Raw genomic sequence first — 13,895 nt, forward strand, 5'->3', positions numbered from 1 at the left:
CAGTACTGCTAGGCTAGTTTATGAGTAAAACAAGTGCTTTAACCGCTATGAACAAAAGAAATTGGCTGGCAAAACAAATAGATCCTTCGTCATGGCGTCAAGAAGGGCTATCGCCATTCAATTTTTTCATATGTATTGTTATTGTACTTTCCACCATCTTCGCCATATTAGAAACAGAGCCTTTATTAACAGAGGCTTATCCTGAATACTTTGTTTTAATTAATCAGATATTATTAATCATATTTGCTACTGAGTTAGCCTTACGTATCTATATTGCACCCTATGGGCATGGTGAACAGGGCATTAGCCGTTGGCGCTTTATTATCTCTGGCTGGACTTTGCTGGATATCTTAGTACTGTTAACTTTTATGCCATTGTCCGAAGATTTACCGCTGTTGGTGATTCGTTTGATGCGCGTTTTCCGTATTCTGCGTTTATCCCGGCTGACACGCTTTAATTACTCCCTCACTTTACTGCTGCAATCCATTCGTAAACGACAAACCGAATTGGGCATTAGCTTTCTAATAGCCCTTTTATTACTGTTACTCACGTCGATATTGTTATATTTGGTGGAAGGGAAAAGTAACCCAGAAGATTTTGGCAGTATACCGCGTACCATGTGGTGGTCTATTGCCACACTCACCACTGTGGGTTATGGCGATGTCACCCCCCTGTCGCCACTGGGTAAGTTCTGTGCCGGAATAACCGCGTTAATTGGTATTGGTTTAGTCGCCATGCCTACGGGCATATTGGCGGCCGCTTTTAGCGATGCTTATCAACAAGCTCGCGAACATAAAGCACAACACTTAAAACATTTAGAAGAAAGAAGAGCCGCGGAAGCCAGCAAACTGTTTGAACAACAAAAAAATACCGAGGGCTAAAGCCATACCGCTTCAAAGAAATAACCATTTACAGGCTTGATAGGCTTGCAGGGCACTAGCTAACGCTGTGTGGGCATGATAATCGGCTCTAAAGCCTGTTGTCGCACATGCTGTTGTAACCTAGGATAAAAGTCTAAAAATACCTGTTCAAGCTCAGTATAGCGCGGGGTAATTTCAGTAATAATGCCATCGAATTGATTAGCAAAACGAATTCGCTGAGCAATCCTATCTAACGCCATGCCGACTCGAGGTAATTGCTGGTAACTTTCAAACCAATCTTGCTGCCGTACTTTTTGCATAGTCCACAACATCTGCGCTGGCATTATAGGCTCCGCATGGGCTAGTTGCTGGTAAAGCGCTAACTTAGCGCGACTAAAAGGTTCTGCATAAAAGCGGGACCAATGCACTGTTAAAAAGTGGTCAAATAATACATCTAAAGCCACCCCAGCAAAGCGCCGTCTTGTCGATGAAAATTGCCGTTTAGCCAAACAAATAGCACTATCTGCATCAGTAAAAGCATCTACTGCACGATGATTAGCAAGGCCGGCTTTAATTGAGGGGGCAAGTGAAACAAGGCATACGCCTTTAGAGAAGTCACCCAACAAATTCCCCACTAACGATGACGCTGTAGGCTGCGCTAAAGCCATATGTGCCAAATAGTTCATCATTACCTGTAATACAAAATTACTTAAACAATCTGATAAAAAAACCCGCTATATAGCGGGTTTTTTAGTAAGCGTATCAATTATAAGCTGATGTTTTTTACACGCGCTTTTTCATTGATATAACTCTGCCAACTACGTGTTTGACGCTCAGTTGCAGGATCCCGCTTGGCCGCTTGCAATGCAGCATTCGCTTCGCGATATTTACCTTGATAGAAGTAAGCTTCCATCAGGCTCATATGGATCTTACCGGCATCACGTGAATCAATGGCTAAAGAGGCATCAAATGCTTTAATGGCATCGTTGTACTTTTGGATGGCTAAGTAAGCCATACCTTGGCGACGATACGCATCAGCTTCATTGGTCATTTTAGCTAATTCACCATAGTACTCAGCAGCTTTAGCAAATTCACGAGCAGCTTGGAAGTTAGATGCAATAGCATTTAACATGGTACGATCTTTTTTGATCTTACCGCTTTTCATGTATTTTTCGTAAATCGCTGCCGCTTTATGCGGAATGTTGTTATTTGCATACATTTGTCCCAGCGTTTTCAGCTCAGACTCTGATTGCAAATAACCATTGTTGTAAGCGATTTGCAGAGCACTTAACGACTTTTGGTAATCTTCAACTAAAGTATAAAAGTTACCTAAGTAAACCCAATATTGGCGTTCTTCAGGAAACAATTGCACCATGGTTTCTACCGTTTCTACCGTCTTAGGGTAGTTTTTAGACTCATACAAGGCGCCCATTTTCAGCATGTAATACTGTTTGTTAGGCTCTTTGGCATAACGAATAGCATTATCAATCGGAGTAAGAACGTTTTTGTAATCACCTAGTTGGTAGTAAGCATTCGCAATACGCAGATAAACATCTGGGTCTTGCTCACCGGTAAACTTCATCCAAGCTTCATAGTTTCTAATGGCATCTTTATGCATGTTCTCCATTGACTGCAAATCTGCAACCAACTTTAACGATGCAGAATGATCCGCAAAACTTAATAAGTCAGACTTAACGGCTTGCTCAAGATACTTGATCGCTTGCTTGGTATCTTTAGTGGCATATAAAGAACCGATAAAACGTGCTAAAAACGCATTATCAAAATCATTACCACCACGAATTTCTTGCAATACTTGCAAGGCTTCGTCAATTTTCTCTTCGCTGTATAGCTCAAACGCTTTAGTTACACCGCGACCTACCCGTTCACCAGGTAACTGCGTTTTACGGTTTTTGCGTTCTTCAATGCGCGCTCTGTCAGCATCAGTAATGTTAACCTGTGCCATTGCTGGCACAGAAAAACTAAAACTGGCGGCAACGATCAGAGCTGAGGTTAATAAAGATAATTTTCTCATTTCTTTAATCTCCCTGTTGCATGTCTAAGCTGAAATCTAGCTGTACTTGTTGACCAGGCTGGCGCATTGGCTTGCCATCAACAACTTTCGGGCTATATTTCCAACGACGCAGAGCACGGATAGCTTCACGGTCGAATACACGACGTGGTTCGGCTTCAATCACTTCAACCTCATCCACACTGCCGTCTTCCATGATAGTAAAGCTTAAACGTACCCAGCCTTGTAAGCCGTCACGCGCTGCTTGCACAGGATACCGTGGTTCAATACGTACGATAGGCGTTGCATCACCGTCACGTAATAAAGAGCCTGGATCACCTAACCCCGTGTTTGCACCCAGATCAAGACCTGGCATATTGAACGACACGGCACCGGCAGTATTGCTCATTTCTGGCTCCGGCTGCTGCTGTTTAGGCGGCTGAGCCGGTGGTGGCGGTGGTGGCGGTGGTGGTGGAGTCCGCGTCTGTGTATCTGAATCCGGCGGTGTCGTATTAATTTCTATAATAATACGCTCCTGCTCAGGAGGACGCCGCTCGCCGCTGCCCTCAATGAGCAGCGCCATAATCAGAAACAACAGGAACGTTACCACGGCACCGATAATTAACGATGTTAGGAAACGTACCATAATTAGTTATTCTCCCCAGCAACAGTAATAACAAGCGACGGATCAGCTGCTTTAATCTGGTCCATAACTTCCATTACTACACCGTGTTTCGATTCTTTGTCTGCCTGAATGATAATGGTATCAGTAGGTGACTCAGCTCTTAACCGCTCGATGTTTGCAGAAACCCTCTCTACATCAACCGGACGCTTGTCCATCCAAACTTCACCGTTAGCACGGATAGCAATAAAGATTGTCGCACTAGGCTTTTTAGTGGCCTGGGCCGCTTCAGGTTTGTTGACATCGATACCCGCTTCTTTCACGAAAGAAGTCGTAACGATAAAGAAGATCAACATAATGAAAACGATATCCATCATCGGCGTAATGTCGATTGCGGCTTCTTCGTCTTCGCGTATACGTTTACGTGCCATAAAAATTCTCTCTTAATGATGCGGTAAGCTGTCTACGAGATCAGCTTTCTCTCGTTTGACTTTCACTTCCAGCCGCGAACTGAAAAATACACCTGACAAAGCCGCAACCATACCCGCCATTGTCGGGATAGTTGCCATGGAGATACCCGCCGCCATTGTGCGAGGGTTACCGGTACCTTGGGTGGCCATAATATCGAACACCGCAATCATACCCGTTACCGTTCCAAGCAGACCCACTAATGGGCACATTGCAACCAGTGTCTTAATCAGTAACATTCTTTGATCGAGTTGATCCGTCGCTTCAGAAATCCAGCAATCACGGACTTTATGCGCATACCAGGAAGTTGTATCTTCCCGAGCATCCCACTTAGCAATAATTTCCCGTTTCATCTTAGGAAAGATTGAAGTGACATACCAGTAACGCTCTATCATCAACACCCACATAATGAAGAGCACTATGGCGACAACGTACAGGACGTTGCCTCCCGTATGGATAAAATCCTGTACTGATTCCCACAGCCCTACTAGCTGGAGATTCATTAGGCTTTCTCCTTCTCCGCGTGAGCAGCAACAATACCCGCGCTTTGCTCATCTAGAACTTGTAGAATTGATTTAGCACGTGACTGAACGATGCTGTGAACAAACAGTAATGGTAAAGCACAAATCAGACCTAGCGCAGTTGTTACCAATGCTAAAGAGATTGAACCTGCCATCAGTTTCGGGTCACCTGTACCGTATAACGTGATTTGTTGGAACGTTAAAATCATACCGATTACTGTACCTAATAGACCCATTAACGGTGCTACTGCAGCAAACAGTTTAATTAAGCCGATACCACGGTCAACCGCTGGGGTTTCACGCAGGATAGCTTCGTCTAACTTAAGCTCTAAGTTTTCAACATCAGCAGATTTGTTGTCATGATAAACTTTCAGAATACGACCCAGTGGGTTTTTCTCTGATGGTGTACCCAGATTTTTCAGCTGTGCACGCATTTTTCCGCCAACAGCAGCTAATACTAGGATACGCTCTAAAGCAATCAGTAAACCGATAGCTAATAATACGGTGATCAAATAACCAACCGTGCCACCCTGATGGTAGTATTCCATCAATGTTGCGCGTTGCTGATTTAAACGTAACAGTGAGTTACCTTTTGTTGGATCCACATACATACCCGCTAATTCACCAGCACCTGCGCTGTTAAACGTAGCAACTGAGCTTTGGATTTTAGACTGTGGAGCACGACCCAGTGGCTGTATTTGGTCAGTATCAACGTTACGGATCAAATAATCAGTCGCTGTGGTTAAGTGGAAAGCACCCAAACGAGTTACACGTTGTGTAGAAGTACCACCGGCTAATTCAACCACTTCAGCGTCAAATTTTGAAATTTTAGCTGATTCAGTCATTTCAGTTAACATAGCAACCCACAGGTCTTCCATTTGATCTAACGTTGGAAGTTCAGTTGCTGCAGCGATTTCACGTAATGGTACATCACGGCCAGGATACTGAGCGCTGATGATTGAGCTGCTAATGGTACCGAGTGTTTTGTTGGCTGTTTGACGAACCACACCGAATACCTCACCCATTGTACCTAAAGCACTTTGTAACTCTTGTTGCTTTTGGGCGATAAGGATGTCGTTTTGAGCATATTCTTGCTGTAAACGTTTACCACGAGCTTCTTGATCAGCTAAGGCTTTTTTCGCCGCATTTAATAATGCTTGCTTATCGGCACGCTCAGCTAAGAATGCACGCTCACGCTCTTGGTTAACGCGACCTTCAACGGTGCGTTGCTGTTGAATTTGTTGCAGTAATTGGTCTAACTTTTCGGTATTCGCTACCGCGTTGAATGCTACTGACGCAGAAAGTGTAACTGCCGCAGCAACAACTAAACTTTTAATTGCCATTTTCATCTATTCTTACTCCGCTGCGAAAAGTGGTACACGATCCATTTCAAGCGTGGCTTCACGACGAGCCATCTTGATAAAGTTACCTACTGAAGGTAAATAGGAAGCGTCTAATGAAACCCACTCGCCAGTGCTCTTATTGAACACCCAACCAGCGCTGCCATCTAAAGCGATTGCCATTAAAGATAAACGGCCTAAGTGAACGTAATCAACAGTAATTTCGCTACCGCCAGTGGTTAACGTGCCTTGGAAAGCGGCTAACTCGCTACCGTAACCCATTTCAATTTCATAGGCTTCTAGGATTTGACGGAATTGCTCTGAACGTTGTACGTCTGAGCGAGCCATCAATTCACGTAACCGCTCAATACGCTCTAAACGACGTTCAGTACGCAGTGGAATATCGGCTTTGATGAATTGCTCTAAAGAATCGATCATGCGGAACATGAGCGGTACTGTACCTTGGTTAGTTCTCTCAAGGCCATCAATCTGGCGTTGCACAGAGTTGATTTGACGTTGTTGGTCAGCAACTAAGGTAGCTAAGAAATCGTTGTATACTTTTAAATTGTCTGTTTGGTCAACAACTACACGGTACTCACCTAACAATTCCTGAGCTTGCTCATAAATTGTGTTGATTTTCTCTTGTGACTGAACAGCAGCACGTTGAATTTGATTATTTGCTTGATGAAGATCTTTTAAGTCTGTTGCTGCAGCTGAACCAGCCAGCGCGAAGCTGCCTGCCAACGCAGAGGCCACAAGACTCATATGAGTTTTTTTATTAAACATAGTTCCCAACCAATGATTGCTGATTAACGTAACCTGATGTTGTAAGGGTCGCCGTTTAAAACGACAGCAGACCCTCGTTTTAGAGGGTAAACCAACCGCATCATTACAGGTAAAAAGTAAGATGTCAACTGACAGACGCCCCTGAAACACCTGTATTTATGCGGGTTTTGTATGGTTTAACACCATTTTCTGAGTACCGATAAACTCATTATTAATTTTTTTTAACTCTTATTAATAACTCTGCTTATTTTATATGCGGCACTAATTTGCCCGCCGTATACAAATCTACCATAGCATCTAAAGATAATGGCTTAATTTTACTACCTTGGCCAGCACAGCCGAATGCCTCATAACGTGCAATACAGATATCAGACATCGCCTTCACGGACTCTTGTAAATACTTTCGAGGATCGAATTCTGCAGGATGCTTTGCCATATAACGACGAATAGCACCTGTAGAGGCTAAGCGCAAATCAGTATCGATGTTAATTTTGCGCACACCAAATTTGATTCCCTGTTGGATCTGTTCAACCGGAACGCCATAGGTTTCAGGAATAGCACCGCCATATTCATTAATAATCTCCAACCAGTCTTGCGGCACTGAAGAAGAGCCATGCATAACAAGGTGGGTATTTGGAATACGTTGGTGGATCGCTTTAATCCGGTCAATCGCCAGAATGTCGTCTGTTGGTGGCCGACTAAACTTATAGGCCCCATGAGAAGTACCACAAGCAATGGCTAAGGCATCAACATGTGTTTCGCGAACAAACTGTGCGGCTTCTTCCGGATCAGTAAGCATTTGATCGTGCGTTAGTTTACCCACGGCACCAATGCCATCCTCTTCACCCGCGTCGCCAGTTTCAAGCGAGCCCAAACAACCTAACTCGCCCTCTACTGATACACCACAAGCATGCGCTATTTCAACAACTTTGCGCGTTATATTCACATTGTAAGCATAGTCAGTCGGCGTTTTACCGTCCTCCGCTAGCGAACCATCCATCATGACAGATGAAAAGCCTAACTGAATTGAGCGTTGACAAATACCTAAAGAGGTACCGTGGTCTTGATGCATCACAACCGGCACATGTGGAAACTCTTCCACCGCAGCTAAAATTAAGTGACGCAAGAAAGGTGCGCCAGCGTATTTCCGCGCGCCTGCTGATGCTTGCACGATAACCGGACTATCGGTTTTCTCAGCTGCCAGCATAATAGCGCGCATTTGCTCCAGATTATTCACGTTAAATGCTGGGATGCCGTAACCAAATTCGGCGGCGTGATCCAGCATTTGCCGTAATGATATCAGTGCCATGAGTTCCTCTCTTTTTGTGTTAGGTACAGTAGTAAGATTTTAGTTTTGTTATTTTGTTATTTTTTTGCACGTTCTTCTAAAATGGCGACCGCGGGTAAAGTTTTACCTTCTAAAAACTCTAAAAAGGCACCACCACCGGTTGAAATATAAGAAATATCTGCCGCTACACCATATTTATCAATTGCAGCTAAGGTATCACCTCCACCTGCAATAGAAAACGCTGAGCTTTCTGCAATAGCGCGAGCTAAAGCTTCAGTACCTGCGCCAAACTGCGCAAATTCGAATACCCCAACAGGACCATTCCAGACTATCGTGCCAGCTTGTTTTAGTATAGCGGTAAGTTCTGCAATGCTGTCTGGTCCGATATCAAAGATCATGTCATCTTGGTTAACTGTAGCAACCGGTTTTAAAACCGCTACTGTGTCAGCACTAAAGGCGCTACCCACCACGACATCTGTGGGTACAGGAATGTTGCCACCGCGCGCTTTTGCTTGCGCCATCAAGCGCTGCGCTTCTGGGATTAAATCATTTTCACATAACGATTTACCGACATTATGGCCATTTGCTGCAATAAAGGTATTGGCAATACCACCACCGACAATCAGTTGGTCCACAATATTGGATAAAGATTCAAGCACCGTGAGTTTAGTTGAAACTTTAGAACCACCAACAATAGCTACTAATGGCCGTTTCGGATTCTTCAATGCTGCGGCTAAGGCATCTAATTCAGCGGTGAGCAAAGGGCCCGCACAGGCAACAGGTGCGTACTTAGCCACACCGTGAGTAGACGCTTGTGCGCGGTGCGCAGTACCGAAAGCGTCCATCACAAACACATCACATAATGCCGCTAACTTTTTTGCCAACTCGTCATTGTTTTTGCCTTCGCCTTTGTTAAAGCGCACGTTTTCAAAAACCACCACTTCACCAGCGTTAACCTCGATCCCCTCGAGATAATCGGCTACTAACCGCACAGGAACAGTAAGAGCTTTTGCTAAATAATCAGCCACAGGTTGCATTGATGATGCGCTGTCAAAGACGCCTTCTTCAGGTCGACCTAAATGCGACATCACCATCACTTTGGCGCCCTTGCTTAACGCTAACTCGATGGTAGGCATTGCCGCTCTTAAGCGCGCATCAGAGGTAACAACCCCTTCACTAACAGGAACATTTAAATCTTCGCGGATTAACACTCTTTTACCGCTAAGATCCAGTTCGGACATGCGAATTACTGACATTTTATTCTCCATTGCAAAAAGCTTACCCTGCCATAGCTCTGGCGGTATCCAACATACGATTGGCAAAACCCCACTCGTTATCGCACCAAACTAGACACTTAACTAATCGTTTATGACTAACCCGCGTTTGCGAGCCATCAACAATACAGGAATGCGGATCATGATTAAAATCGACAGAAACTAAAGGCTCTTCAGTATAATCTAGGATACCGCGCAATGCTTGTTGGCTGGCTTCGCGTAACACCCGGTTGATATCATGAATACTGACATCGTGATCTAAGGTAACGCTTAAATCCATTGCCGTGACATTTAACGTAGGCACCCGCACTGCAATGGCTTCAAAACGGCCGGCCAAGTGTGGCATGATGCGTTCGATACCCAAGGCTAATTTGGTATCCACCGGTATAATCGATTGACTGGCCGCTCGCGTGCGGCGTAGATCGGGATGATAAGCATCGATTACTTGTTGATCATTCATCGAGGCATGAATCGTTGTGATGGTACCGCTTTCCACACCAAAATGCTGATCGAGCACCTGAATCACGGGCACAATACAATTGGTGGTGCAAGAACCGGCTGAAATAACTTGCATGCTCGGTTCGAGTAAGTGCTGATTAATACCGTAAATAATAGTGGCATCAATGTCCGCTGCCGCGGGATGTGAAAATAACACTTGCTTGGCACCGGCATCGAGATGCCACTGTGCGTGCTCTCTCGTAGAAAAAATGCCGGTGCATTCCAGTACCACATCTACTGCTAATTCGCGCCAAGGTAATTCCAGCGGATCGGCCTCTGCAAACAGGGCAATATTATCGCCAGCCACCGTTATCCCCCCAGGAAACGATTGCACAGCATAACCAAATCGACCATGCGAGCTGTCATACTTTAATAAATGTGCGACACCAGCTGCGTCGGCCAATTCATTAATCGCGACGACTTGAAATTGCTTTTGCCAGCCATTTTCATAAATAGCACGTAAGATATTGCGTCCAATACGGCCAAAGCCGTTTATTGCCAGTTTTATTGCCATAAACGTAACTGCAAGAACCTTATCTGCGGGTAATACTGTGCACCTAACGCGCCGTGCTAATATGAAATGAAGCAGAGTGATGATGCAATTCATCACCACTTTACCTCATGCATCCTTGCTGGCGTAACGAGGCCTTGTTCGCCCCATTAGCGTTGAGATGAACAGCACAGGCTCAACATGAGCCGTTATAAAAGCTTAACTTAACTCAGTAATTGCTGAGCAGCCTCAAGTACTTTTTCGGTAGTAATACCAAAGTGAGCAAATAATTGCTCTGCCGGTGCTGACTCACCAAAAGAGTTCATACCAATGATGGCACCGTTCAAACCCACATACTTATACCATGTATCTGTAATGCCCGCTTCTACCGCAACACGTTTAGTCACGGCTTTTGGCAAAACGGCTTCACGATATGTAGCATCTTGTTGCTCAAACACATCAGTAGATGGCATGGAAACAACACGTACCGCTTTTCCGTCAGCTTGTAATTGTTTTGCTGCTTGCATGGCCAGTTCAACTTCTGAACCTGTAGCAATAAAAATCAGTTCAGGTGTATCAGCGCTATCTAATAGCACATAACCACCGCGTTTAATCGCGTCTAATTGCTCAGCATTACGGGTTTGCTGCACCAAGTTTTGACGCGTAAAAATCAAGCTGCTTGGTCCTTCAGTTCGCTCAATAGCTTGTTGCCAAGCCACCGCTGATTCAACTTGGTCACAAGGACGCCAATTCATTAAATTAGGGGTAACACGTAAGCTAGCCAGTTGCTCTACCGGTTGGTGTGTTGGACCATCTTCACCTAAACCAATGGAATCGTGCGTATAAACAAAAATAACCCGTTGCTTCATTAATGCGGCCATGCGCACGGCATTGCGTGCATATTCCATAAACATTAAGAAAGTCGCACCATAAGGTACAAAGCCGCCATGCAAGGCAATACCATTCATCATGGCTGACATACCAAACTCACGCACGCCGTAATAAACATAATTACCGCTGGCATCCTTGGCAGTCAGGGGCTTACTGCCCGACCAAATAGTCAGGTTAGAACCGGCTAAATCAGCCGAACCGCCCATAAACTCAGGCAATAAGGGGCCAAAATTATTTAGTGCATTTTGCGATGCTTTGCGCGTGGCAATCGTTGCCGGGTTAGCTTGTAGCTTGGCGATATAGGCCTGGCTTTGCTCAGCCCAATTTGCCGGTAATGCACCGCTACTACGACGTAAAAACTCCGCAGCTAAAGCGGGGTGAGCGGCTTGATAGCTAGCAAAAAGCTGTTGCCACTTAGCTTCTGCTTGTTGGCCTGTGGTTTTCGCATCCCAATCTGCATAAATATCAGCAGGAATATCAAAAGGCGCATGTGGCCATTGTAAAAAGGCGCGAGCAGCGGCAATTTCGGCATCGCCCAGCGGTGCACCATGACAATCATGGCTACCACCTTTATTTGGCGAACCATAACCAATCACCGTTTTACAACAAATCAAGGTAGGCTTATCGGTAACCGCACGCGCTTGCTCAATCGCCGCTTTTACTGCTTCAGGATCATGCCCATCGACATTCGGCACAACGTGCCAGCCATAGGCCTCAAAGCGTGCTGGAGTATTATCAGTAAACCAGCCTTCAACGTGGCCATCGATAGAGATACCGTTATCATCCCAAAAGGCTATCAGCTTACCTAAGCCTAAAGTACCGGCTAAAGAACAGGCTTCATGCGAAATGCCTTCCATTAAGCAGCCATCGCCTAAGAACACGTAAGTAAAGTGATCAACGATATCAAAACCTGGCTGATTGAATTGTGCGGCTAAGGCTTTTTCTGCTAAAGCCATACCTACGGCGTTGGTAATACCCTGCCCTAATGGACCCGTAGTGGTTTCTACACCGGGGGCATAACCGTATTCTGGGTGCCCTGGGGTTTTAGAGTGTAATTGACGAAATTGTTTTAGATCGTCAATGCTTAACTGATAACCACTAAGATGTAGTAAAGAATAAATCAGCATTGAGCCATGGCCGTTTGATAACACAAAGCGATCACGATCAGCCCAATTTGGATTGGTTGGGTTATGCTTCAAGTAATCTCGCCAGAGTACTTCGGCAATATCTGCCATGCCCATGGGTGCACCTGGATGGCCCGATTTAGCTTGTTGTACCGCATCCATGCTGAGTGCACGGATAGCATTAGCAAGTTGTTTACGAGATGGCATGTTTACTCCTGAAAATTGGGCGCAAGGCAAGTTAAGCGCCTAGCTTGCTGCTTAAATTACCACTATTTTCACTCAGCTGCCGGCAGATGGCAAATGTTAATCTTGCTAGATGCCTTTATTTCCTTGGCATCTGATCTAAAAACAGCGCCTGGCGTAATTGACGGAAAGAAAGACGTCTGGGCGTCAAATATTACTGGTAATTACCCGCAATTTTCACTAAAATTAGCGGCTATTTTTTTGGCGCCCATCACTTTGCAACCTGCACTGGCATTGCTTGCCGGTACAAGCTTTTGCAAATAGGCGTAATTTTAGACAGGCGCTTTGGCGCATTCCGCATTAACCAACGTGGTGGAAAACAACTAATGGCACAACATATTTTCACGTCTGAGTCAGTTTCTGAAGGACATCCGGATAAAATTGCCGATCAGATTTCAGACGCAGTGCTGGATGCAATATTAGAACAAGACAGTAAAGCACGTGTTGCGTGTGAAACCTTCGTTAAAACCGGTATGGTGCTTGTGGGTGGTGAAATCACTACTTCAGCTTGGGTTGATATCGAAGAGATCGTTCGCAAAACCGTGCGTGAAATTGGTTATACCCATTCAGACATGGGCTTTGATGCTGACTCTTGCGCAGTGTTAAACGCAATTGGTAAACAATCTCCTGACATCAACCAAGGTGTTGACCGTGCCGATCCAAGCGAGCAAGGCGCAGGTGACCAAGGTTTAATGTTTGGCTATGCAAGCAACGAAACCGACGTTTTGATGCCTGCTCCTATTACTTATTCGCACCGTTTAGTACAACGTCAGGCGCAAGTACGTAAAGACGGTACTTTACCGTGGTTACGTCCCGATGCGAAATCGCAGTTAAGCTTTATTTATGAAGACGGTAAGCCCATCGGTATTGATGCAGTAGTCTTGTCGACACAGCATTGTGACACCATCAGCACCGCTGATTTGCGTGAAGCCGTTATGGAAACCATTATTAAGCCAGTATTACCTGCAGAATGGCTCACCAGCAAAACCAAATATTTTATTAACCCTACTGGCCGTTTCGTCATCGGCGGTCCGATGGGCGACTGTGGTTTAACCGGTCGTAAAATCATCGTTGACTCTTACGGTGGTATGGCACGTCACGGTGGTGGTGCTTTCTCAGGTAAAGACCCATCAAAAGTTGACCGCTCAGCGGCTTATGCTGCACGTTATGTCGCGAAAAACTTAGTGGCTGCCGGCTTAGCCGAACGTCTTGAATTACAAGTGTCTTATGCCATTGGCGTAGCTGAACCAACTTCCATCAGCTTAGAAACCTTCGGCACCAGTAAACTGAGTGAAGATGAGTTAATCAAACTGGTGCGTGAACATTTCGATCTTCGCCCACATGGTTTAATTGAAATGTTGCAACTGGAAAGACCGATTTATCTGCCTACGGCCGCTTATGGTCACTTCGGCCGCAACGAGTTCCCGTGGGAACAAACCGATAAAGCCGAGTTACTGCGTCAGTACGCAAAATAAGCAATTG

13 protein-coding genes are annotated in these 13,895 nt (G+C 45.2%); 2 read left to right on the top strand and 11 right to left on the bottom strand.

Annotation, left to right across the window (positions count from 1 at the left end; genetic code table 11):
- Positions 1–20: 20 nt before the first annotated feature.
- Positions 21–881: an ion transporter gene (locus tag ACUJFK_RS12745; RefSeq protein WP_445425110.1), complete on the top strand. Its 861-nt coding sequence runs from the start codon at positions 21–23 to the stop codon at positions 879–881.
- A 59-nt stretch (positions 882–940) separates the two neighbouring features.
- Here ACUJFK_RS12745 and ACUJFK_RS12750 read toward each other — a convergent pair whose 3' ends face one another.
- From ACUJFK_RS12750 to tkt, 11 genes are all read right to left on the bottom strand, one after another.
- A complete protein-coding gene (locus ACUJFK_RS12750) occupies positions 941–1,549 on the bottom strand; it encodes an acyl carrier protein phosphodiesterase (RefSeq protein ID WP_445425111.1) in 609 nt (202 codons plus the stop codon).
- 77 nt (positions 1,550–1,626) lie between these two features.
- Positions 1,627–2,892, bottom strand: a complete 1,266-nt coding sequence (locus tag ACUJFK_RS12755; protein WP_306178114.1) for a tetratricopeptide repeat protein — start codon at positions 2,890–2,892, stop codon at positions 1,627–1,629.
- A 4-nt stretch (positions 2,893–2,896) separates the two neighbouring features.
- On the bottom strand, positions 2,897–3,514 hold the full coding sequence (locus ACUJFK_RS12760; RefSeq protein WP_226751877.1) for an energy transducer TonB: 618 nt from the start codon (positions 3,512–3,514) through the stop codon (positions 2,897–2,899).
- Between the two features lie 2 nt (positions 3,515–3,516).
- A complete protein-coding gene (locus tag ACUJFK_RS12765; protein WP_226751876.1) occupies positions 3,517–3,921 on the bottom strand; it encodes an ExbD/TolR family protein in 405 nt (134 codons plus the stop codon).
- A 12-nt stretch (positions 3,922–3,933) separates the two neighbouring features.
- Entirely contained in the window at positions 3,934–4,461 is a 528-nt protein-coding gene (locus tag ACUJFK_RS12770) for a MotA/TolQ/ExbB proton channel family protein (protein WP_226751875.1), read from the bottom strand.
- Positions 4,461–5,828: a MotA/TolQ/ExbB proton channel family protein gene (locus ACUJFK_RS12775; RefSeq protein ID WP_306178112.1), complete on the bottom strand. Its 1,368-nt coding sequence runs from the start codon at positions 5,826–5,828 to the stop codon at positions 4,461–4,463. The genes ACUJFK_RS12770 and ACUJFK_RS12775 overlap by 1 nt, the downstream gene beginning before the upstream one ends.
- Before the next feature lie 6 nt (positions 5,829–5,834).
- Entirely contained in the window at positions 5,835–6,605 is a 771-nt protein-coding gene (locus tag ACUJFK_RS12780; RefSeq protein WP_226751873.1) for a DUF3450 domain-containing protein, read from the bottom strand.
- A gap of 244 nt (positions 6,606–6,849) precedes the next feature.
- On the bottom strand, positions 6,850–7,914 hold the full coding sequence (fba, locus tag ACUJFK_RS12785; protein ID WP_229584467.1) for a class II fructose-bisphosphate aldolase: 1,065 nt from the start codon (positions 7,912–7,914) through the stop codon (positions 6,850–6,852).
- A 56-nt stretch (positions 7,915–7,970) separates the two neighbouring features.
- Positions 7,971–9,149: a phosphoglycerate kinase gene (locus ACUJFK_RS12790; RefSeq protein WP_445425112.1), complete on the bottom strand. Its 1,179-nt coding sequence runs from the start codon at positions 9,147–9,149 to the stop codon at positions 7,971–7,973.
- A gap of 22 nt (positions 9,150–9,171) precedes the next feature.
- A complete protein-coding gene (gene epd, locus ACUJFK_RS12795) occupies positions 9,172–10,179 on the bottom strand; it encodes an erythrose-4-phosphate dehydrogenase (protein WP_306178110.1) in 1,008 nt (335 codons plus the stop codon).
- Positions 10,180–10,379: 200 nt separating this feature from the next.
- Positions 10,380–12,377, bottom strand: a complete 1,998-nt coding sequence (gene tkt, locus ACUJFK_RS12800) for a transketolase (RefSeq protein WP_306178109.1) — start codon at positions 12,375–12,377, stop codon at positions 10,380–10,382.
- 362 nt (positions 12,378–12,739) lie between these two features.
- Between tkt and metK the strand changes: the two genes are divergently transcribed.
- The gene (gene metK, locus ACUJFK_RS12805; RefSeq protein ID WP_226751868.1) at positions 12,740–13,888 is read left to right on the top strand and encodes a methionine adenosyltransferase; all 1,149 of its coding nucleotides are present in this window, start codon (positions 12,740–12,742) and stop codon (positions 13,886–13,888) included.
- The last annotated feature ends 7 nt before the right edge of the window (positions 13,889–13,895 follow it).

Source organism: Alishewanella sp. HL-SH06, assembly GCF_052656265.1.

Coding starts and splice junctions, on each gene's coding strand:
- ACUJFK_RS12790 (WP_445425112.1), bottom strand. CDS start 9,149: ATGTCAGTAATTCGCATGTCCGAACTGGATCTTAGCGGTAAAAGAGTG.
- metK (WP_226751868.1), top strand. CDS start 12,740: ATGGCACAACATATTTTCACGTCTGAGTCAGTTTCTGAAGGACATCCG.
- ACUJFK_RS12745 (WP_445425110.1), top strand. CDS start 21: ATGAGTAAAACAAGTGCTTTAACCGCTATGAACAAAAGAAATTGGCTG.
- epd (WP_306178110.1), bottom strand. CDS start 10,179: ATGGCAATAAAACTGGCAATAAACGGCTTTGGCCGTATTGGACGCAAT.
- ACUJFK_RS12775 (WP_306178112.1), bottom strand. CDS start 5,828: ATGAAAATGGCAATTAAAAGTTTAGTTGTTGCTGCGGCAGTTACACTT.
- ACUJFK_RS12760 (WP_226751877.1), bottom strand. CDS start 3,514: ATGGTACGTTTCCTAACATCGTTAATTATCGGTGCCGTGGTAACGTTC.
- ACUJFK_RS12750 (WP_445425111.1), bottom strand. CDS start 1,549: ATGATGAACTATTTGGCACATATGGCTTTAGCGCAGCCTACAGCGTCA.
- ACUJFK_RS12780 (WP_226751873.1), bottom strand. CDS start 6,605: ATGTTTAATAAAAAAACTCATATGAGTCTTGTGGCCTCTGCGTTGGCA.
- ACUJFK_RS12765 (WP_226751876.1), bottom strand. CDS start 3,921: ATGGCACGTAAACGTATACGCGAAGACGAAGAAGCCGCAATCGACATT.
- ACUJFK_RS12770 (WP_226751875.1), bottom strand. CDS start 4,461: ATGAATCTCCAGCTAGTAGGGCTGTGGGAATCAGTACAGGATTTTATC.
- tkt (WP_306178109.1), bottom strand. CDS start 12,377: ATGCCATCTCGTAAACAACTTGCTAATGCTATCCGTGCACTCAGCATG.
- fba (WP_229584467.1), bottom strand. CDS start 7,914: ATGGCACTGATATCATTACGGCAAATGCTGGATCACGCCGCCGAATTT.
- ACUJFK_RS12755 (WP_306178114.1), bottom strand. CDS start 2,892: ATGAGAAAATTATCTTTATTAACCTCAGCTCTGATCGTTGCCGCCAGT.